The sequence below is a fragment of the Pectobacterium carotovorum genome, assembly GCF_900129615.1.
Lineage (GTDB): Bacteria > Pseudomonadota > Gammaproteobacteria > Enterobacterales > Enterobacteriaceae > Pectobacterium > Pectobacterium carotovorum.
This window is the reverse complement of the sequence record NZ_FQWI01000003.1, coordinates 479,157-498,393: the sequence shown is the minus strand read 5'-3', so window position 1 is coordinate 498,393 and position 19,237 is coordinate 479,157. Positions and strand designations below refer to the sequence as shown.

Sequence of the window (19,237 nt, the reverse complement as noted above, 5' to 3'; positions counted from 1 at the left end):
TTCTTCTGGTGAATTGTCGCTAATTTGCGCAACAGCTCGCAGTCTATCGCTCACAAATCAGAAATATTCCTCAGTCGGGCGCTGGGTGTTGTTGCCCGCGTCGCTTACGGCTATGCTATGCGGATCTTTTGTTATGAATCAGAACAGGCTACTCACGTAGCGATTCTTCACTAAACAGGACCCCTGGCAGCCATGCAAGAGCAATACCGCCCAGAAGAGATAGAAGCGGACGTCCAGCTTCACTGGCAAGAGAAGCAGACATTTAAAGTCACCGAACAGCCCGGCAAGGAAAAATACTATTGCCTTTCCATGCTGCCTTACCCTTCTGGCCGACTACATATGGGCCACGTCCGTAACTACACCATCGGCGACGTGATCTCCCGCTATCAGCGCATGCTGGGAAAAAACGTTCTGCAACCGATCGGTTGGGATGCTTTTGGTCTGCCGGCAGAAGGTGCTGCGGTTAAAAACAACACCGCGCCAGCCCCCTGGACATACGCCAACATCGACTACATGAAAAACCAGCTCAAACTGCTGGGCTTTGGCTATGACTGGGATCGTGAAGTCGCGACCTGTAAACCAGACTACTACCGCTGGGAACAGTGGTTCTTCACCAAGCTGTACGAGAAAGGTCTGGTTTATAAAAAAACCTCCGCCGTTAACTGGTGTCCGAATGACCAGACCGTACTGGCGAACGAACAGGTTATCGACGGCTGCTGCTGGCGCTGCGATACCAAAGTTGAGCGCAAAGAGATTCCGCAGTGGTTTATCAAAATCACCGCTTATGCAGACCAATTGCTGAACGATTTGGATACGCTGGAAAGCTGGCCTGAACAGGTCAAAACCATGCAGCGTAACTGGATTGGTCGTTCCGAAGGTGTAGAAATCACCTTTGACGTGGCAGACAGCGCAGAGAAATTGACTGTCTATACCACACGTCCGGATACGTTCATGGGCGTGACCTACGTTGCCGTTGCCGCCGGTCACCCTCTCGCTGCACAAGCGGCAGCAACCAACCCAGCGCTGGCCGATTTCATTGCAGAATGCCGTAATACCAAAGTCGCCGAAGCCGATATGGCGACGATGGAGAAAAAAGGCATGGCCACTGGCCTGTATGCTATTCACCCGCTGAACGGTGAGAAAGTCGCTATCTGGGTCGCCAACTTCGTCCTGATGGAATACGGTACGGGCGCAGTGATGGCCGTTCCGGGCCACGACCAGCGCGACTGGGAATTTGCCACCAAATACGATCTGTCCATCAAGCCGGTTATTCTGAATGCCGACGGCAGCGAGCCCGATCTGTCCGCTCAGGCGATGACGGAAAAAGGCAACCTGTTCAACTCTGATGAGTTTGACGGTCTGGATTTCGAAGCCGGGTTCAACGCCATTGCCGATAAGCTGGTCGAAAAAGGCATCGGCGAACGTAAAGTCAACTATCGCCTGCGCGACTGGGGTGTCTCCCGCCAGCGTTATTGGGGTGCTCCAATCCCAATGGTGACGCTGGAAGACGGTACCGTTATCCCGACACCAGAAGATCAGTTGCCGGTTATCCTGCCGGAAGATGTCGTGATGGATGGCATCACCAGCCCGCTGAAATCTAACCCAGAATGGGCGAAGACGACCGTTAACGGTCAGCCAGCGCTGCGTGAAACCGACACGTTCGACACCTTTATGGAATCGTCCTGGTACTACGCGCGCTACACCTGCCCGCAGTACGATCAGGGAATGCTGGATCCGGCTGCCGCCAACTACTGGCTGCCCGTTGACCAATACGTTGGTGGTATCGAACACGCCATCATGCACCTGATGTATTTCCGCTTCTTCCACAAACTGATGCGCGACGCTGGTCTGGTTACCTCTGATGAACCCGCCAAACGCCTGCTGTGTCAGGGCATGGTGCTGGCCGATGCCTTCTATTATCTCGGTAATAACGGCGAGCGCGTCTGGGTTTCTCCGACCGATGTCACCGTTGAGCGTGATGAGAAAGGACGCATCGTCAAAGCCGTAGATAACGAAGGCCGTGACGTGGTTTACGCGGGCATGAGCAAAATGTCGAAGTCCAAAAACAACGGCATCGACCCGCAGGTCATGGTAGAGAAATACGGTGCAGATACCGTTCGTCTGTTCATGATGTTTGCTTCTCCGGCAGAAATGACGCTGGAATGGCAGGAATCCGGCGTAGAAGGCGCAAACCGCTTCCTGAAACGCGTCTGGAGACAAGCCTTTGAGCATACCGAGAAAGGTGCGGTAACGGCTCTGGATATCGCTACACTGACTGAAGATCAGAAATCACTGCGCCGCGACCTGCACAAAACGATCGCTAAAGTGACCGATGATATCGGCCGTCGTCAGACCTTCAACACCGCGATCGCCGCCATCATGGAACTGATGAACAAACTGGCGAAAGCGCCGCAGGACAGCGATCAGGATCGCGCACTGACGCAGGAAACGCTGCTGGCCGTCGTTCGTATGCTGTATCCGTTCACGCCGCACGTCTGCTTCACACTGTGGCAGGCATTGCAAGGTGAAGGCGACGTCGATACTGCGCCGTGGCCAGTTGCAGATGAAAACGCAATGGTTGAAGATTCCAAGCTGGTCGTTGTTCAGGTTAACGGTAAAGTACGTGGTAAAATCACCGTTGCCGCTGACGCGAGCGAAGAACAGGTTCGCGAACGCGCTGCTCAGGAACCGCTGGTCGCGAAATATCTGGACGGCGTCACGGTTCGTAAAGTGATTTATGTCCCTGGCAAACTGCTTAACCTGGTTGTGGGTTAAGGCAAGGAGGAACTGTGCGACATCGTCTATTCACGTTGTTGCTGGGGCTGGCGGTGTTAATCACCGCTGGCTGCGGTTTTCACCTGCGCGGCACGACACAAGTGCCTGCGCAGTTACAAACACTGGTGCTCGATAGCAGCGATCCTTATGGTCCGCTAACGCGTGCGGTACGTGAGCAGCTCCGTCTTAGCGATGTAAAAATCGTTGACGATGCGACGCGTCAGGACATCCCGTCTCTGCGGGTACTGGGCTCAAGCGAAACGCGCGATACCGTCTCTATTTTTCAGGACGGTAAAACAGCGGAGTACCAGATGGTGCTGACGTTGCAGGCGCAGGTGCTGATGCCGGGTGAAGATATTTATCCGCTCAGCGTGACGGTGTTCCGCACGTTCTTTGATAACCCGCTGGCTGCACTGGCGAAAGATGCCGAACAGGACATCGTCCGTCAGGAAATGCGCGAGCAGGCTGCCCAGCAGTTGGTGCGTAAATTGCTGACCATCAACGGTAGTCAGGAAGTCAAAAATCGGTTGCAGTCCACCGATTCACCTACTGCCGCCACGCGTTCATGATTCGGCTTTACCCCGAACAACTCACCGCGCAGCTCCATGAGGGGCTGCGCGGTTGTTATTTGGTCTTTGGTTCAGACCCGCTCCTGCTGCAGGAAAGTCTCGACAGCATCAAACGGGTCGCTCAACAGCACGAATTCAGCGAGCATTTCAGTTTCATCCTGGATCTTCATACCGACTGGGATGCGATTTTCAGCACCTGTCAGGCGCTCAGCCTGTTCGCCTCACGCCAATCACTCTTGCTGGTTTTGCCGGAGAACGGCCCAAACGCCGCGATGGGTGAAAATCTGGTTAAGCTCTCTGGATTATTGCACCCCGATATTTTGTTGATTCTGCGCGGTCATAAGCTGACCAAAGCGCAGGAAAACAGCGCCTGGTTCAAAGCGCTGGCGCAAGACAGCGTCTATATCAATTGTCTGACGCCGGAACAGGCACAGCTTCCCCGCTGGGTCGCCCATCGTGCCAAATCCATGAAATTGACGCTGGATGAACAAGCCACGCAGCTCATTTGCTATTGCTATGAAGGCAACCTGCTTGCGCTGTCTCAGGCGTTAGAGCGGCTGGCACTGCTGTATCCCGATGGCAAGCTGACCCTGCCGCGTGTGGAAAGTGCTGTCAATGATGCCGCTCACTTCACGCCGTTCCATTGGCTTGATGCGCTGCTGGCAGGCAAAGGCAAACGCGCCTGGCACATTTTGCAGCAGTTAAAACAGGAAGATTGCGAACCTGTCATTTTACTACGCACGCTACAGCGTGAACTGCTACAGTTGCTGGCGCTAAAACGACGCATGTCAGACACGCCGCTGCGTACGCTATTCGATCAGCAAAAAGTGTGGCAAAACCGGCGTGACCTGCTCACTCAGGCACTGCAGCGGCTCTCTCTTCAACAGCTACAGCAGGCCGTACGATTGCTGACGCAGGTGGAAATAACCTTAAAGCAAGACTATGGTCAGTCCGTTTGGTCTGAACTGGAATCGCTTGCCATGCTGCTGTGCGGCAAAGCCTTGCCGGAGGCATTCATCTGAATACGTCACCCGCTGCGCCATCGCTGACCGCATTTTTTGGCGGTACGTTCGACCCCATTCATTACGGTCACCTTCAGCCAGTGACCGCACTGGCAAAGCTCGTGGGGCTGACTCAAGTCGTCCTGATGCCCAATAACGTTCCGCCACACCGGCAGCAGCCCGAAGCCAGTTCCCGACAGCGTTTTCATATGGCTCAGTTGGCCGTTGAAGGCAACCCGCTATTTACCGTGGACGATCGTGAACTGCAACGGCAAACCCCCTCCTATACCATCGATACGCTGGAAGCGTTGCGGGCTGAAAAAGGCTGTGATGCGCCGCTGGGCTTTATCATCGGGCAGGACTCGCTGCTGACGCTACACCATTGGCATCGCTGGCAAGATCTGCTGAACGTTTGTCATTTGCTGGTATGCGCTCGGCCCGGCTATCGCTCGACGCTGGAAACACCCGAATTACAACAGTGGCTGGACGACCATCTGACGCACACGCCGGACGATCTTCATCAGAAGCCGCATGGGCGGATTTTTTTGGCAGACACACCGCTGGTCACCATTTCCGCAACGGACATTCGCCAACGTCGCCAGCAAGGCCTAGACTGTCACGATTTATTACCTCCCGCCGTGCTCAGCTACATCGACGAAAGCGGCCTGTACCAATAACACCGCTTTTCCTGCCCATCAGCCACGGGCTTTATACCACTCGGTAAAAGTGCGTGATATACTCCGCGGCTGGTTTCAATCACCGGGAAAAGCGGAAATTCTCGGCAATTACTCGGTGATTCACCTTTTTCTTAAACAATTCAGCGCCACACGCGTTCGTCAGTTGCTGACAAAACGCCATTGAGGGGGAACCTTTGCAAGGCCAAGCACTCCAAGACTTCGTTATTGATAAGGTCGATGACTTAAAAGCCCAGGATATTGTTGCACTTAACGTGCAGGGTAAGTCCAGCATCACCGATTACATGGTTATCTGTACGGGAACCTCTACGCGTCATGTCGCGTCTATTGCCGATCACGTTGTGCAGTCTTCACGCGCCGCGGGTCTGATTCCACTCGGTGTCGAGGGCGAAAGCGCTGCTGACTGGGTTGTTGTTGATTTAGGTGACGTGATGGTTCATGTCATGCAAGAAGAAAGCCGCCAGTTGTACGAATTAGAAAAGCTGTGGGGCTAGTATGAAACTGCAACTGGTCGCCGTTGGCACCAAAATGCCCGACTGGGTGCAGACTGGTTTCACCGATTATCTGCGCCGTTTCCCAAAGGACATGCCTTTCGAATTACTCGAAATTCCGGCGGGGAAACGGGGTAAAAATGCGGACATTAAACGCATTCTGGAGCGCGAAGGCGAACAGATGCTAGCCGCGGTGGGCAAAGGCAACCGCATTGTTACGCTGGACATTCCAGGGACTCGCTGGGAGACGCCGCAGTTAGCGCAACAGCTAGAGCGCTGGAAACAGGACGGACGCGACGTCAGCTTGCTGATTGGTGGGCCCGAAGGGCTTTCGCCGGAATGCAAAGCCGCAGCAGAACAAAGCTGGTCACTCTCGCCATTAACGCTGCCGCACCCGCTTGTTCGTGTGCTGGTGGCAGAGAGCCTGTATCGTGCATGGAGCATTACGACTAATCACCCTTACCATCGGGAGTAAGGCGATACGATGAAACCTGTGAAATAACGCTGGATGAAAGTAGAACGTAAACCCTTTCGTGATTATACGGCTGAGTCCGCCCTGTTTGTGCGCCGTGCTTTGGTAGCCTTTCTGGGCATTTTGCTGCTTTCCGGTGTATTAGTCGCTAATCTTTATCATCTGCAAATTGTGCGCGTTGATGACTACCGCACACGCTCTAATGAGAACCGTATTAAGCTGGTTCCTATCGCGCCCAGCCGCGGCATCATCTATGACCGTAACGGCACCCCGCTGGCGCTGAATCGCACTATCTATCAGTTAGAACTGGTGCCCGACAAAGTCGATAACCTCAAAGATACGCTGGAAGCCCTGCGCCCCGTCGTCGATCTGACCGATAGCGATCTGGAAAATTTTGAAAAAGAGCGCAAGCGCTCACGCCGCTTTACCTCCATTCCGGTAAAAACCGGGCTCGATGAGATTCAGGTTGCCCGTTTTGCCGTCAACCAATATCGCTTCCCCGGCGTTGAAGTTAAAGGCTACCAGCGCCGCTATTATCCTTACGGTTCTGCGCTGACACACGTCATCGGCTATGTTTCCAAAATCACCGATAAAGAAGTGGAGCGGTTGACCAAAGAAGAAAAAATTGCCGACTATGCCGCCACGCGTGACATCGGTAAGCTGGGGATTGAACGTCATTACGAAGACCTGCTGCACGGCAAGCCCGGTTATGAAGAAGTTGAGGTTAACAACCGTGGCCGCGTGATCCGCCAGCTCCACGAACAGCCGCCGCAGGCCGGGCGTGATATTTATCTGACGCTGGATCTGAGCCTGCAAATCTACATCGAGAAACTGCTGGAAGGCAGTCGTGCCGCCGTGATTGTCACCGATCCACGCGACGGCGGTATTCTGGCGATGGTTTCCACGCCCAGTTACGATCCCAACCTGTTTGTCGACGGAATTTCCACCAAAAATTATAACAAACTACAAAGCGATCCCGATCGTCCGTTGATCAACCGTGCAACACAGGGGATTTATCCTCCCGCTTCCACCGTGAAACCTTATATCGCGGTTTCCGCCCTGACGGCGGGCGTGATCACCACTAATACCAGCCTGTTCGATCCCGGCTGGTGGCAATTACCGGGCTCCGAAAAGCGCTTCCGTGACTGGAAAAAATGGGGGCATGGTCGCCTTAACCTCACCAAATCGCTGGAAGAGTCCGCGGATACCTTCTTCTACCAGGTCGCTTATGACATGGGGATCGATCGCCTGTCCGAATGGATGAACAAATTTGGTTACGGCGAGAGAACCGGTATCGATATTTCGGAAGAAAGCAGAGGCAATATGCCAACGCGCGAGTGGAAACTAGCACGGTTCAAAAAGCCTTGGTATCAAGGAGATACGATTCCGGTCGGGATTGGTCAAGGTTATTGGACTGCAACGCCTATCCAAATGAATAAGGCGCTGGTGACGCTGATCAACGACGGTCAGGTCAAAACACCGCACCTGCTTTATAGCTCGCGGGAAAATGGCAAGATTGTGCCTTTCCGACAGACTGAGAATCAGCAAATTGGCAACATCCACTCTGGCTATTGGGAAGTGGCGAAGGACGGCATGTATGGCGTGGCTAATCGGCCTAACGGTACCGCCCACAAAAGCTTTGAGGATGCGCCTTATAAAATTGCGGCAAAATCCGGTACAGCACAGGTTTTCGGCCTGAAAGAAAACGAAACCTATAATGCGCACAAGATCGCAGAACATCTGCGTGACCATAAATTAATGGTTGCGTTTGCCCCGTATAAAGACCCTAAAGTAGCGATGTCGATTATTCTGGAAAACGGTGGAGTAGGCCCGACCGTTGGCACCATCACCCGCCAGATCCTTGACCATATTCTGCTGGGTGATAACAATACCGATTTACCTAGTGCGCCTCCTGCGCCGCCGGGTAGCGAGAGTGAGTAACAGACAGTCATGACCGATAGCCAACAAAAGGGATCGTTTTGGGCGAAAATCCACATCGATCTCCCGTTTCTTCTCTGCATCCTGGCACTGCTGGGCTATAGCCTATTTGTCTTATGGAGTGCCAGCGGGCAGGACATCGGCATGATGGAACGAAAAGTCGTTCAAATCGTGTTGGGGTTTACGGTGATGATCGTGATGGCGCAAATTCCCCCGCGCGTCTACGAAGGCTGGGCGCCCTACCTTTACATCGTCTGCGTGATTTTGCTGCTCATCGTGGATATTTTTGGGCAAATCAGTAAAGGCGCACAGCGCTGGCTGGATCTGGGCTTTATCCGTTTTCAGCCGTCAGAAATTGCCAAAATCGCCGTACCGCTGATGGTCGCGCGTTTTATCAACCGTGATATGTGCCCACCGTCGTTAAAAAATACGGCAATCGCGCTGGTGCTGATTTTTGTCCCTACGCTGCTGGTTGCCGCACAGCCCGACTTGGGCACCTCGATTCTGGTCGCGCTATCAGGGCTATTTGTGCTTTTCCTCGCAGGCATGAGCTGGCGGTTAATTGGTATCGCCGTCCTGCTACTCGCCGCTTTTATTCCTATACTCTGGTTTTTCCTGATGCATGACTATCAGCGCGCCAGGGTCATGATGCTGCTCGATCCAGAAAGCGATCCGCTCGGGGCCGGGTACCATATTATTCAGTCGAAAATTGCGATAGGCTCAGGTGGCCTGTCAGGAAAAGGCTGGCTGCATGGCACACAGTCTCAGTTAGAGTTTCTGCCTGAGCGCCACACCGACTTTATCTTTGCGGTGCTGTCAGAAGAGCTCGGGTTAATCGGCGTCTTGATTCTGCTCGCCATGTATCTGTTCATGATTATGCGCGGTCTGGTCATCGCCGCGAATGCGCAAACTTCGTTCGGCCGGGTGATGGTCGGCGGGCTGATGTTGATTCTGTTTTTCTATGTGTTCGTCAATATCGGGATGGTCAGCGGTATACTTCCCGTCGTTGGCGTGCCGCTGCCGCTAGTCAGCTACGGTGGGTCGGCGCTGGTCGTCTTAATGGCGGGGTTCGGTATCGTCATGTCGATACATACTCACCGCAAACTGCTATCTAAGAATTTATAACACGAGGTGAGCAATGCGTAAGGATTGGCTTTGGGTCGGCGTAGCAACTCTGGCGCTTGCGGCCTGTACCACAACGGAACAACGGCAGCCTACGCCGCCCGTGACTCAGGTTTACAGCGGACCGACGGAAGAGATCGGTGGCGCTGAACCGCGTTATGAACCCTACAATCAGGGCACGCTGCAAGATTACAACATCAAAGGCAAGACCTATAAGATTGTCAAAAATCCGCAAAATTTTAGCGAGACAGGCTTAGCGGCATGGTATGGCGAAGAAGCCAGCGGCAACCGCACGTCAATCGGCGAAACGTTTGACCCGAATGCGATCACTGCCGCCCACCCAACGCTGCCGCTGCCAAGCTATGTCCGCGTGACCAACCTGAGTAACGGTCGCCGTCTAGTCGTGCGTGTGAACGATCGCGGGCCGTATACGCCGGGCAGAATTATCGATCTGTCGAAGGCCGCAGGCGATCGGCTGAATATCTCGAACAATACCAAAGTAAAAGTGGACTTCATCAACGTTGCGCCAGACGGTACGCTCTCCGGTCCCGGAACCGTAGGCACCACCGTCGCCAAGCAAAGCTTCGCCCTGCCGGAACGCCCGAGCTTCGGTGCCAGCGGCTTGGGTACACCGATGATGGAAACGACGTCACCCACGCCCAACAGTGCGGTTCGTCCGATCAGCAATAGCAGCCTGAGTGCACCAGCAGAAAGCACACAGCCGCAGAGCAGCGCGCCGTCACACAGCGGCGGTTTTTTGGGTGCACCTTCCGCCCTGCGCGCTGGCGTGGTTGAATCCAGCGTAACGCCAGCGGTAGCGCCATCATCATCCGCTGCGCCAATGAATGTCGCGCCAGCGGCGGCTGCGGTTACAGCTCCTGCGGCTGCAACGCCTTCCGCCACGGGTCGCTATGTAGTTCAGGTCGGTGCACTGAGCGATCAGCAGCGCGCGCAAACCTGGCAGCGCAGCCTGAGCGAACGCTTCCGCGTGGCCGGGAAAGTCACGGCGAGCGGCGGCCTGTATCGTATTCAACTGGGGCCATTCCAGAATCGTCAGCAAGCTGCTGAACTTCAACAACGTTTGTCAGTCGAAGCTCAGCAGCAGTCGTTTATTACCGCCGCACCCAGCACCCTCTAGTAACGGATAATCGGCAGACTCACGCAGCGAAAAAGGCGGCTATGGCATTGAACATACCGCCCTTTTGCAAAATCACGTAACGTAATGTCTGATGCCTGCCTATTTCCCATCTGCTATAGTGTGGCTCGTTTTTTAACTCATACCCACGGATGTTGTTGTTCCAATCATGAATACTGTAAACACGTCTCGTTTTACTAAACGTACTGCGCTTGGCGCACTGCTCGCCATTAGCGCCTCTTCCTTTGCCTATGCCGAAGATATCAATCTTAAAACGATGATCCCCGGCGTCCCGCAAATCGATGCTGAATCCTACATCCTGATTGATTACAACTCTGGGAAAGTGTTGGCGGAAATGAATGCCGACACGCGCCGCGATCCGGCCAGCTTAACGAAAATGATGACCAGCTACGTGATTGGTCAGGCCATTAAATCAGGAAAAATCAGCCCGAACGACATCGTTACCGTCGGTAAAGATGCCTGGGCAACTGGCAACCCGACTTTCCAGGGTTCTTCCCTGATGTTCCTGAAGCCGGGCGACCGCGTTCCTGTCTCCCAGTTAAACCGCGGCATTATCCTGCAATCCGGTAACGATGCCTGCGTCGCAATGGCCGACTACGTTGCTGGCAGTCAGGATGCCTTCGTTAACCTGATGAACGGTTACGTGAAAGCACTGGGACTGAAAAATACCAATTTTGAAACCGTGCACGGTCTTGATGCACCGGGCCAGTTCAGTTCGGCACGCGATATGGCCCTGATCGGTCAGGCGCTGATCCGCGATGTGCCAGAAGAGTACGCGACCTACAAAGAGAAAGAGTTCACGTTCAACAATATTCGCCAGCCTAACCGTAACGGTTTGCTGTGGGATTCCAGCCTGAATGTTGACGGCATCAAAACGGGCCATACGTCATCAGCCGGCTTTAATCTGGTTGCCTCGGCAACAGAAGGTCAGATGCGCCTGATTTCGGCGGTACTGGGCGGGCGTAACGCTAAAGGACGCGAATCAGAAAGTAAGAAACTGCTGACCTGGGGCTTCCGCTTCTTTGAAACCGTCGCACCATTGAAAGCAGGCAAAGAATTCGCTTCCGAGCCTGTCTGGTTTGGCGACAGCGACCGCGTTGCGCTGGGCGTTGAGAAAGATGCCTACCTGACCATTCCGCGTGGCCGTATGAAAGATCTGAAAGCCAGCTATGTTCTGGACAATACAGAACTGCATGCGCCATTAGCCAAAAATCAGGTTGTGGGTTCTATCAACTTCCAACTGGATGGCAAAACCATCGATCAGCGCCCGCTGGTCGTCATGAACGAAGTGAAAGAAGGCGGGATCTTTGGCCGCATGATCGACTACATCAAACTGATGTTCCATCACTGGTTCGGCTAATCCCCCTTGTATGGGGCCAAAACGCCCCCATATAGATACCATCCATAACTCCCGCACAACGCGGGAGTTATATTTTTTAGTATAATGTCGTTATGTCAGTGCTAATACCGTTGTATTATCCTCTCTGGAGCGCAAATGAAAACCAAATTAAACGAACTGCTTGAATTCCCCTGTGTTTTTACCTACAAAGTCATGGGCGAGGCAAAACCAGAGTTAGTCGATCTGGTCGTTGAAGTGGTACAGCGTCATGCGCCAGGCGACTACACGCCGCAGATCAAACCCAGCAGCAAAGGGAATTATCACTCGGTTTCCATCACCATCACGGCGACTCACATTGAGCAGGTGGAAACGCTGTACGAAGAACTGGGCAACATCGACATCGTGCGCATGGTTCTGTAAGGCATATAGTTCTGTAAGCATCGAGCTGTAAGAAGAACGGGCGGGAAAATTGGCGAATGCGGCATAGTTTTATACTACATAGTTTTATACCGCATAGTTTTGCATAGGACTGTTCGCTGACGCTTCCCGCCGTTATAATCTCCCCCACCTTTCCTTAACCTGAAGATGACACACTTGCTACAGGATAAGATCATCGTACGCCAATTTGACGTACAGCCGTATGAACCCGTCTCTCTGGCGATGCATAATTTCACCGACCGACGTGATGATAAAACCCCAGATGAAATCTGGCTGGTTCAGCATCCCCGCGTATTCACACAGGGTCAGGCAGGCAAAGCCGAACATGTCCTCATGCCCGGCGATATTCCCGTGATTCAGAGCGACAGAGGCGGTCAGGTAACCTACCACGGCCCCGGTCAGCAGGTCATGTACGTGTTGATTGACCTGAAGCGTCGCAAGCTCGGCGTTCGCCAGCTCGTCACCGCCATCGAAAACACCGTGATTGGCACGCTGGCACACTTCCAGATTGAAGCCCATGCGCGCCCTGATGCACCCGGCGTCTATGTAGGCGAACGTAAAATCTGTTCGTTAGGACTGCGTATTCGCAAAGGCTGCTCTTTCCACGGGCTGGCGCTCAACATTGCCATGGATCTCTCCCCTTTCCTGCGTATCAACCCGTGTGGTTACGCTGGAATGGAAATGACGCAAATCAGCGATCTGGTGCCGGGCGTCACGTTGGATGACACCGCCCCCGTGCTGGTGAACACCTTTTTGCAGTTAGTCGGCTATTCCGCACCCGAATTTGTTTCGTGGAATCTGGACGTTCAGGGTGAGCCGCTTCCTGGTTAATGCATTTCATCCTGTTAATAAAAATCAGTCAGTTAGACGATCGTTTTTTGATAAATTACATTTTATTCACATAATTTCTTCATTTTGATCGCGCAAAGGCTGATTGTGGTTAGGCAAGATGATATAATTTTTATAGTTTTTTAAAAAAAAGTTTAACTAAAAACATAATCCTTTGAATTTGAATTACAAATTTAAAGAAACGATTCAGAACTGGAACTTACGCAAACATGAGTAAACCGATTCAGATCGAACGCGGCGTTAAATACCGCGATGCCGATAAGATGGCGCTAATCCCGGTACGTACCGTCGTCACCGAACGCCAAGAGCTTCTGCGCAAACCTGAATGGATGAAGATTAAGCTTCCGGCGGATTCAAGCCGTATTCAGGGAATCAAAGCGGCCATGCGCAAAAACGGGTTGCACTCAGTTTGCGAAGAAGCGTCCTGTCCGAATCTGGCGGAGTGTTTCAACCACGGTACCGCCACCTTCATGATTCTGGGCGCCATTTGTACGCGTCGCTGCCCGTTCTGTGACGTTGCCCACGGCCGCCCGCTTACGCCGGATGCCAATGAGCCTGAGAAACTGGCACAGACCATCCATGACATGGGCTTACGCTATGTCGTGATCACCTCCGTTGACCGTGATGATCTGCGCGACGGTGGAGCCCAGCACTTTGCAGACTGCATTAGCGCTATTCGCCGCAAGAACCCGAATATCCGCATCGAAACGCTGGTGCCAGACTTCCGTGGTCGTATGGATCGCGCGTTAGAGATCCTGACCGCCACACCGCCAGATGTGTTCAACCACAATCTGGAAAACGTACCGCGCGTTTACCGTCAGGTTCGTCCTGGTGCGAACTATGAGTGGTCACTGAAGCTGCTGGAAAACTTCAAAAAAGCGCATCCAGATATCCCAACCAAATCTGGCCTGATGGTTGGATTGGGGGAAACCAATGCTGAAATCGTGGAAGTGATGCGTGACCTGCGCCGCCACGGTGTGACGATGCTGACGCTGGGACAATATTTACAGCCGAGCCGCCATCACCTGCCAGTACAGCGCTACGTCAGCCCAGATGAGTTCGATGAGATGAAGGCCGAAGCGATGGCGATGGGCTTTACCCACGCTGCCTGCGGTCCATTTGTTCGCTCGTCCTACCATGCCGACCTACAGGCAAGGGGCATCGAAGTAAAATAAGCGCTCATACATATTTACACATTTTTTGTGTGGAATAAAAAACGGACGGCTATTGCCGTCCGTTTTGCTGTGTGAGATGCGATCAGGATTCTTTACGAGAAGAATCATTCAGCGCTGTCGTATCATCCGTCTTCGCCGGTTGATCGTCATTCATCGCCTTCTTGAAGCCTTTAATCGCCGCGCCCAAGTCACCGCCGAGGCTACGAAGTTTATTCGTACCGAACAGCAGAATGATTAATGCGCCAATCACCAACAGCTTGGCAATACTGATACCTTCCATACAAACCTACCTGATTTACAGAGGCTGGAGACGCCAGCAAACGAGACTATTCTCTTCTCTACAAAGCACGCTGTAGAAAAAATCTTCAGTGCTTTATACTCTAAATAATTCGAGTTGCAGGACAAAACGTTAACGTTTTGAACAGCGCTTGCGCTGACCCCAAAGGGGTGAGGCCACAAGGCCGAATCACGCGGCAAGAGAAGGACAAATTCGTCGGGAACGAATTTGACCAGCCAACGGCTGACCTCCGGTGAGAGACAGGATGTCTCTCATTTCATCCCGATGAGCTTACTCAAGTAAGTGATTCGGGTGAGTGAATGCAGCCAACGCACATGCAGCTTGAAGTATGACGAGTATATGTAAAACCTTATGCAGCAAGGACACAATCTCCATCTGTAACAAAGTAAGACGCGGCAAAAGTGCTTTCGCCCGCATTCAGATTGCTTTACAACTTTCGCCCCGACATCACTACAAAAATCCCGCCTGACGGCGTACACTTTCCCTACTAAAGCGGAGATGACATTCCTCCCTACCCTCGCGCAGCCAAAACGCTGACAGCCTTAAAAACAGGGTACAACCGCCACTCGGCTAATGATGTCTACGTCCACCTCGCAGAGAGGGCGTAGCGTCCTGCCCAACACTCTCCGAGATCGCAAAAACAATCTAGGTAAAAGCAACCCAAGAAAGGTTTCTATGTTTAGTACATTACTCGCGGTATTTATTGGTGGCGGAGTCGGTAGCGTGGCGCGCTGGCAGCTTGGTGTGAAGTTTAACAATCTGTATCCAACGCTGCCGCTGGGCACGCTGCTTGCCAACCTGATTGGTGCTTTCGTTATTGGCGGCGCGTTAGCCTTCTTCCTGCGCCATCCTCATCTCGATCAAGACTGGAAAATATTGATTACCACCGGACTGTGCGGCGGATTAACGACGTTTTCGACCTTTTCTGCTGAAGTCGTCATGTTCCTACAAAGCGGGCAGCTAGCGGCGGCGGGGTTGCATGTGTTGTTGAATCTGGCGGGTTCGTTGCTCATGACCGCACTGGCGTTTACTCTGGTCACGTGGGTGACAACGCACTGATGTCATGTGGAAATTGATAGCACGTGGAAAATAAAGCAAAAAAAACCCGCCATCGGCGGGTTTTTCACGAAATCGGTATAATTAAATAGCGTTAACGTTAGCAGCTGAAGGACCTTTGGCACCGTCAGTGATTTCGAACTCTACACGCTGACCTTCAGCCAGAGTTTTGAAACCATTGCTCTGGATGGCAGAGAAGTGTACGAACACGTCTTTGCTACCATCTTCAGGAGTGATGAAACCGAAGCCTTTAGACTCATTGAACCACTTAACACTACCTTTAATCTTAGACATCAAACTTACCTTTACATGAATGAAAGACACAAAATCTGTGTCAGGTACAGTACAACAATAGATTGGCCTTTTGTCCAGTTGAAGTTGGATAAAAAGTGATAAAAGTCGCTAAAAATGTATACCGCGCAACTCCGCTGTCCTATTTTAACCCGATGCAGAACGCAGAGAGTTCAGTTCTGGCCAATTCATCACTTTTTACGATATGAAGGAAGGCACTATGGTAAGCAAAACGCTGGGTCTGATCGGGGGCATGAGTTGGGAATCCACCATCCCGTATTACCGCATTATCAACGAGTATGTGAAAAGCCAACTTGGCGGTCTGCACTCCGCCAAAATTATCCTGCACAGCGTCGATTTCCACGAAATCGAACGGTTGCAGTCACAAGGTGATTGGGAGCAGTCAGCCGCTGTACTCAGCAATATCGCAGTAGGATTACGTCAGGCAGGCGCAGAGGCGATCGTCATCTGTACCAACACCATGCATAAAGTGGCCGATGACGTTGAACGGGCCTGCCAGCTTCCCCTTTTGCATATTGCCGATGCCACCGGTACCAGCCTGAAACAACATGGATTGAAGAAAGTCGGTTTGCTTGGAACCCGCTACACAATGGAGCAGGATTTCTATCGCCAGCGCATTCAGGAACGATTTGGCGTGAAGGTGATGGTTCCTGACCATGAGGGGAAAGAAGCCGTTAATCGCATCATTTACGACGAACTGTGTCTGGGGAACATTAATGACGCATCAAGGCAGATCTATCGGGACATTATCCAGCAGCTTGAACAGCAAGGCGCGGAAGGCATCATTTTGGGTTGTACGGAGATCCCGCTATTAATCAGTGCTCAGGATGCGAAGGTTCCTCTTTTTGATACCAGCAGGCTCCACGCGATTGCCGCAGCGAAATTTGCGCTTAGTCAGCCATCGTCATGAATTAGCTAGATAAAATAAAATTCATACGCAAACTAATAATAGCCTCTTTTATTTACTCAGGTTTCCCCTTTTTACAAAGAAAAAAAGCAGTATTGAGAGACTCAACACTGCTTTATTCGTATGATTTTATTCCTGGTATGGTATGCAATGGCTAACAGTACTTCTCGTTATTATTTACGTAACATTGCTTCAATAAAATCTTTCCAAGTACTCACTTCTACTTCTACCATGCGAACCTCTTGGTGATTAACGGCGACGCATTATATGCACACTTTTTAATCAGGGAAAAGTGTTATGAAAGTATAAAAATCATACTTCCTCACATTTCTGCAACACAGTTCACAGTAGATCTCCCCGCCTTTTTTCGGCATGCTGGGCTATCGCACGATTAGGCTCAGTCAGGGCGTGCCGTCCTGAACAGCAATCGTCATGCAACCCAATAAGCAGAAAGGATTTTACCCCTATGGCGCTGACCATGTACGGCATCAAAAACTGTGACACTATAAAGAAAGCGCGCCGCTGGCTGGACGATCAGCAAGTGGCGTATCGCTTCCATGACTACCGTGCCGACGGTCTGGATGAACAGCAGCTACAGCGTTTTATCGACCAACTGGGGTTTCAGGCCTTACTCAACACGCGCGGAACGACATGGCGTAAGCTCAGCGAAGAATTGCGTGAACAGATCAACAGCGATACCAGCGACAGCGCAGAGGCCGCCAAAAACCTGATGCTGGAGCAGCCAGCAGTGATTAAACGGCCGTTGCTGATGACCGATGACGGCCACGTGCTGCTTGGTTTCAGTATCGACAGCTACCAGAAATTTATTGCGGAGAACAAATAACGTGTCTTGCCCAGTCATAGAACTCGCTCAACAGCTAATTAAACGCCCTTCCCTCAGCCCGAATGACGAGGGTTGCCAAGCGCTCATGATTGAACGCCTGACGGCGATTGGCTTTACCGTCGAAGCGATGGATTTTGGCGATACCCAGAATTTCTGGGCATGGCGCGGCACAGGGAAAACGCTGGCCTTCGCCGGACACACCGATGTGGTTCCCAGCGGTGATGAAAGCTACTGGCAGCATCCACCGTTTGAACCCATCATCCGTGACGGCATGCTGTACGGTCGCGGCGCGGCGGACATGAAAGGTTCACTGGCTGCGATGGTGATTGCCGCCGAGCGCTTTGTCGCAGCCCATCCGAATCATCAAGGGCGTCTGGCGTTCCTGATTACCTCGGACGAAGAAGCCAGCGCCGTTAACGGCACCGTAAAAGTGGTTGAGGCGCTGATGGCACGCAACGAGCGGCTGGACTACTGTCTGGTCGGCGAGCCGTCCAGTACGCATGTTGTGGGTGATGTGGTAAAAAACGGCCGTCGTGGCTCTATCACCGCGAATCTGCGCGTACACGGCGTACAAGGGCACGTTGCCTACCCTCATCTGGCAGACAACCCCGTTCACCGTGCAGCTCCGGCGCTTAACGAGTTGATCGCCACCGAGTGGGATCAGGGCAACGATTTCTTCCCGCCAACCACGATGCAAATCGCCAATATTCAGGCTGGCACCGGCAGCAATAACATCATCCCCGGTGAGCTATTTGTGCAGTTCAATTTCCGCTTCAGCACCGAATTGACGGATGTGTTAATCCAGCAGCGCGTGGCTGAATTATTGGATCGCCACCAGCTTAATTACACCATCGACTGGAAGCTTTCCGGCCAGCCATTCCTGACCGCACGCGGCGAGCTGGTCGATGCCGTGGTGAATGCCGTCAAACATTACAACGAGGTTACGCCAGAGTTGCTGACCACCGGCGGCACCTCCGATGGCCGTTTCATTGCTCGTATGGGCGCGCAGGTCGTTGAACTTGGGCCCGTCAATGCCACGATTCACAAAGTCGATGAATGCGTCAGCGCAGCAGACCTACAGCTACTGAGCCGCATGTATCAGCGCATTATGGAGCAGCTCATCGCATGATGACGCCAGCTACGTTAACCGGTAAAAGCGACCAGCATCTGGTCGCTTTACACAACCACCATCGTCTTCAGCCGGAGGCGGTAACCGCGTTTCTGGCGCTACAGCAGGCGGCAAAAGCGGCGGGATTTAACCTACAGCCCGCCAGCACGTTTCGTGATTTCGAGCGCCAGCGTCAGATCTGGAATGGCAAATTTCGCGGCGAACGTCCCGTTATGGATGCCAACAGCCAGCCGCTGGACGTGTTATCTCTGGACGAAGGCGAGCGCTGTGAAGCGATTCTGCGCTGGTCCGCCATGCCCGGTTCCAGCCGCCACCATTGGGGCAGCGATCTTGATATCTACGATCCCGATTTATTACCCGCAGGCCGTTCGCTCCAGTTGGAGCCGTGGGAATATGAAGAAGGCGGTTACTTTGCCGCACTGAACGCGTGGCTGAGTGCACACATGCATGAATACGGTTTTTATCGGCCTTATGCGCACGATCTCGGCGGTGTCGCAGCCGAACTCTGGCATATCAGCTATTATCCACTAGCACAGTATGCGGAAGAACAGCTTACACCCGACCTCATTCTTGCCGCCTGGCAAAATGAAGACATTGCAGGCTACCACTGGCTTTGCCAGAACTTGCCGCAGCTGTTTACCCGTTATATTCATAATGTTGATGAGGCGTAA

General features: G+C 52.7%; 21 protein-coding genes and 1 riboswitch. Of the genes, 18 read left to right on the top strand and 3 right to left on the bottom strand.

What is annotated here, in order from left to right:
- Positions 1-192: 192 nt before the first annotated feature.
- The 13 genes from leuS to lipA all read left to right on the top strand — a co-directional run bounded on the left by leuS (position 193) and on the right by lipA (position 14,020).
- Entirely contained in the window at positions 193-2,775 is a 2,583-nt protein-coding gene (gene leuS, locus BUB06_RS09260) for a leucine--tRNA ligase (protein ID WP_010298778.1), read from the top strand.
- A 14-nt stretch (positions 2,776-2,789) separates the two neighbouring features.
- Positions 2,790-3,344: an LPS assembly lipoprotein LptE gene (lptE, locus tag BUB06_RS09255; RefSeq protein ID WP_010298775.1), complete on the top strand. Its 555-nt coding sequence runs from the start codon at positions 2,790-2,792 to the stop codon at positions 3,342-3,344.
- Positions 3,341-4,366: a DNA polymerase III subunit delta gene (gene holA / locus BUB06_RS09250; protein ID WP_039472505.1), complete on the top strand. Its 1,026-nt coding sequence runs from the start codon at positions 3,341-3,343 to the stop codon at positions 4,364-4,366. The genes lptE and holA overlap by 4 nt, the downstream gene beginning before the upstream one ends.
- Positions 4,333-5,022, top strand: coding sequence for a nicotinate-nucleotide adenylyltransferase (gene nadD, locus BUB06_RS09245; protein ID WP_048329204.1), 690 nt, complete (start codon positions 4,333-4,335; stop codon positions 5,020-5,022). The genes holA and nadD overlap by 34 nt, the downstream gene beginning before the upstream one ends.
- A 194-nt stretch (positions 5,023-5,216) precedes the next feature.
- Positions 5,217-5,534 (top strand): ribosome silencing factor, encoded by a 318-nt coding sequence (gene rsfS / locus BUB06_RS09240; protein WP_010284049.1) that lies wholly within the window; start codon positions 5,217-5,219, stop codon positions 5,532-5,534.
- A gap of 1 nt (position 5,535) precedes the next feature.
- A complete protein-coding gene (rlmH, locus tag BUB06_RS09235; protein WP_005976291.1) occupies positions 5,536-6,006 on the top strand; it encodes a 23S rRNA (pseudouridine(1915)-N(3))-methyltransferase RlmH in 471 nt (156 codons plus the stop codon).
- Between the two features lie 33 nt (positions 6,007-6,039).
- The gene (gene mrdA, locus BUB06_RS09230; RefSeq protein WP_010298767.1) at positions 6,040-7,944 is read left to right on the top strand and encodes a peptidoglycan DD-transpeptidase MrdA; all 1,905 of its coding nucleotides are present in this window, start codon (positions 6,040-6,042) and stop codon (positions 7,942-7,944) included.
- Positions 7,945-7,953: 9 nt separating this feature from the next.
- Positions 7,954-9,066: a peptidoglycan glycosyltransferase MrdB gene (gene mrdB / locus BUB06_RS09225; RefSeq protein ID WP_010298765.1), complete on the top strand. Its 1,113-nt coding sequence runs from the start codon at positions 7,954-7,956 to the stop codon at positions 9,064-9,066.
- 13 nt (positions 9,067-9,079) lie between these two features.
- Complete coding sequence (gene rlpA / locus BUB06_RS09220) at positions 9,080-10,201, top strand: endolytic peptidoglycan transglycosylase RlpA (RefSeq protein WP_010298764.1); 1,122 nt, start codon at positions 9,080-9,082, stop codon at positions 10,199-10,201.
- A gap of 166 nt (positions 10,202-10,367) precedes the next feature.
- Entirely contained in the window at positions 10,368-11,579 is a 1,212-nt protein-coding gene (gene dacA / locus BUB06_RS09215; protein ID WP_010284040.1) for a D-alanyl-D-alanine carboxypeptidase DacA, read from the top strand.
- A 135-nt stretch (positions 11,580-11,714) separates the two neighbouring features.
- Complete coding sequence (gene ybeD / locus BUB06_RS09210) at positions 11,715-11,978, top strand: DUF493 family protein YbeD (RefSeq protein ID WP_005976281.1); 264 nt, start codon at positions 11,715-11,717, stop codon at positions 11,976-11,978.
- A 165-nt stretch (positions 11,979-12,143) separates the two neighbouring features.
- Positions 12,144-12,827, top strand: coding sequence for a lipoyl(octanoyl) transferase LipB (lipB, locus tag BUB06_RS09205; RefSeq protein ID WP_175552158.1), 684 nt, complete (start codon positions 12,144-12,146; stop codon positions 12,825-12,827).
- A 227-nt stretch (positions 12,828-13,054) separates the two neighbouring features.
- A complete protein-coding gene (gene lipA, locus BUB06_RS09200; RefSeq protein ID WP_039472502.1) occupies positions 13,055-14,020 on the top strand; it encodes a lipoyl synthase in 966 nt (321 codons plus the stop codon).
- Between the two features lie 82 nt (positions 14,021-14,102).
- Here lipA and tatA read toward each other — a convergent pair whose 3' ends face one another.
- Entirely contained in the window at positions 14,103-14,300 is a 198-nt protein-coding gene (gene tatA / locus BUB06_RS09195) for a Sec-independent protein translocase subunit TatA (protein WP_010298753.1), read from the bottom strand.
- Positions 14,301-14,803: 503 nt separating this feature from the next.
- Positions 14,804-14,908, top strand: a riboswitch (Fluoride riboswitch).
- An 85-nt stretch (positions 14,909-14,993) separates the two neighbouring features.
- Here tatA and crcB point away from each other — a divergent pair.
- Positions 14,994-15,377 (top strand): fluoride efflux transporter CrcB, encoded by a 384-nt coding sequence (gene crcB, locus BUB06_RS09185; protein WP_010309045.1) that lies wholly within the window; start codon positions 14,994-14,996, stop codon positions 15,375-15,377.
- 81 nt (positions 15,378-15,458) lie between these two features.
- Here crcB and cspE read toward each other — a convergent pair whose 3' ends face one another.
- On the bottom strand, positions 15,459-15,668 hold the full coding sequence (gene cspE / locus BUB06_RS09180; RefSeq protein WP_005976270.1) for a transcription antiterminator/RNA stability regulator CspE: 210 nt from the start codon (positions 15,666-15,668) through the stop codon (positions 15,459-15,461).
- 217 nt (positions 15,669-15,885) lie between these two features.
- Here cspE and BUB06_RS09175 point away from each other — a divergent pair, with 217 nt between their 5' ends.
- Positions 15,886-16,596 carry an aspartate/glutamate racemase family protein gene (locus BUB06_RS09175; protein WP_039472500.1) on the top strand — a complete coding sequence of 237 codons (711 nt, stop codon included), beginning with the start codon at positions 15,886-15,888 and terminating at the stop codon, positions 16,594-16,596.
- Between the two features lie 170 nt (positions 16,597-16,766).
- On the opposite strand, the gene ypfM is transcribed toward BUB06_RS09175, so the two are convergent.
- Positions 16,767-16,826 (bottom strand): protein YpfM, encoded by a 60-nt coding sequence (gene ypfM / locus BUB06_RS22460; protein WP_137739554.1) that lies wholly within the window; start codon positions 16,824-16,826, stop codon positions 16,767-16,769.
- A 233-nt stretch (positions 16,827-17,059) separates the two neighbouring features.
- Here ypfM and BUB06_RS09170 point away from each other — a divergent pair, with 233 nt between their 5' ends.
- Genes BUB06_RS09170 through BUB06_RS09160 form a run of 3 tightly spaced genes read left to right on the top strand, consistent with a single transcriptional unit; the run spans position 17,060 to position 19,237 of the window.
- Positions 17,060-17,437, top strand: a complete 378-nt coding sequence (locus BUB06_RS09170) for an ArsC family reductase (RefSeq protein ID WP_039472499.1) — start codon at positions 17,060-17,062, stop codon at positions 17,435-17,437.
- 1 nt (position 17,438) lies between these two features.
- On the top strand, positions 17,439-18,566 hold the full coding sequence (dapE, locus tag BUB06_RS09165; RefSeq protein WP_039472498.1) for a succinyl-diaminopimelate desuccinylase: 1,128 nt from the start codon (positions 17,439-17,441) through the stop codon (positions 18,564-18,566).
- Positions 18,563-19,237, top strand: coding sequence for a M15 family metallopeptidase (locus BUB06_RS09160; RefSeq protein WP_039472497.1), 675 nt, complete (start codon positions 18,563-18,565; stop codon positions 19,235-19,237). Before dapE ends, BUB06_RS09160 begins: the two co-directional genes overlap by 4 nt.